Here is a 1,662-nt window from a genome sequence, read left to right as displayed (position 1 = left end):
CCCAGGCCCGGGCCTGGGCGTGCGCATCCTGGGTGAGGTGAAGCCCGAGTACGCCGAACTGCTGGCCAAGGCCGATGCAATCTTCATCGACGAACTGCGCAAGGCCGATCTGTACGACAAGACCAGTCAGGCATTTGCGGTGTTCCTGCCGGTGAAATCGGTCGGCGTGGTCGGCGACGCCCGCGCCTACGAATGGGTGATCGCGCTGCGCGCGGTGGAGACCATCGACTTCATGACCGCACACTGGGCGCACCTGCCGTACGACTTCCTCGGCACGGTGAGCAACCGCATCATCAACGAACTGCATGGTGTGTCGCGCGTGGTGTACGACATTTCTGGGAAGCCGCCGGCGACGATCGAGTGGGAGTGAGTTGACGTCCTCCAAAGACAATCACCAGCGATTTGAAAAATCGCCGCTGGCTGCGTAAGGTGGTTGGATGCCAAAAAGGCTGTTGCCCGGAGTAGGCCCTTCGTATGAGAAGCAGAGGCAGAAAGTTGCTTGAGTGCAGCAATACTTCGGCGACTCGACCGTAAAATGCCTGGTCGCTGCCTTGGTGGCCTACAGCACGCCAGCGATGCACAAGAGCGTCGTCGTTCGGTCGGGATATGCTGGCCGAAAACCGATAACTGATCGATTTCATAAGCCGTCTGTCTGCACTGGGAAAATGATAACGATATGATTTCCTGGTGGGGGAATAATGGCATTCGATGTTCGGCAGGGTAGAGGGCAGCCGGATGTCGTCCATACAGGAGGTGAGAGAAGTATGGTGTCGATTCAGATGGGCGGCGAGAACAAGACCGCGCAAATCAGCGACTGGGCGATTTATTGGAGCGACAAGTACGAAGCCCTGCAACTGAAGTGTTATTTCCCCTCAAAGAAAAGCTATACGCGTCCGCTTAGCGACTGCCGTGTTTCCCCCACCCGCGAATTAGGTGAGAGTTTGCTGACCAAGCCCGGCAGCACGATCGTCACGCCCATCGTAAAGGCGACGATCTATGCCGAGCGGTATGCAGTTGTGCACTCCCCGGATGCTGACAAACCTTGTCTTCAAGATGGAGGGTATCGTTTTTGCCGCGCCGACAGCGATAAAGGATGCACAGGTCTTCCAGTATTTCACCGCTGTGGCCAATGCTCGGCACGAGCGTGCGGAGGCGAAGGCTGACCGCGATATCGCCGCCAACGTCGTGCGCCAGCTAGCAAAACTGCCCGCCAGTGCCGACACCGCCTTGCAGGCATATTGCACAGGGCGCAATGTCGCCCTGGCACCGGGCCAGGGGCTGATCTATCCGTTCGGGTTGAACGAAAGCCAGCTTGTTGCGGTGGAGCAGGCCTTCAGTGCGCAGGTCAGCGTGATCGAGGGGCCGCCAGGAACCGGCAAAACCCAGACCATCCTCAACATCCTTGCCAATATCCTGTTGCGTGGGCAGACGGTGGCAGTGCTGTCCAACAACAATGCGGCAGTGGAGAATGTCTACGAGAAGCTGGAGAAATGCGGCTTGGGCTACCTAGTCGCTAAGCTCGGTAACCAGGACAACCGCCAGGACTTCTTCGCCGACTTGCCGCCGTGGCCATCCAGCGAGCCAGCGCCCGCGCCCGCGCTGGAAGAAATTCAGGCGCTGCTGACCGAGTTGAAGCAGCATCTGCACGCTCACAACCGTGCA

General features: G+C 58.7%; 2 protein-coding genes. Both read left to right on the top strand.

Annotation, left to right across the window (positions count from 1 at the left end; translation table 11 throughout):
* The coding region (locus XAXN_RS19635) for a GMP synthase (glutamine-hydrolyzing) (RefSeq protein ID WP_485129898.1) at positions 1-370 on the top strand (370 nt) is incomplete at its 5' end.
* Between the two features lie 638 nt (positions 371-1,008).
* Positions 1,009-1,662, top strand: a 654-nt coding sequence (locus XAXN_RS19630; RefSeq protein ID WP_245149972.1) for an AAA domain-containing protein, incomplete at its 3' end; no start/stop codon positions are given.

It is taken from the genome of Xanthomonas axonopodis (assembly GCF_001304695.1).
In the GTDB taxonomy this organism is placed as follows: Bacteria; Pseudomonadota; Gammaproteobacteria; order Xanthomonadales; family Xanthomonadaceae; genus Xanthomonas; species Xanthomonas axonopodis.
This window is presented reverse-complemented; position numbering and strand designations above follow the sequence as displayed.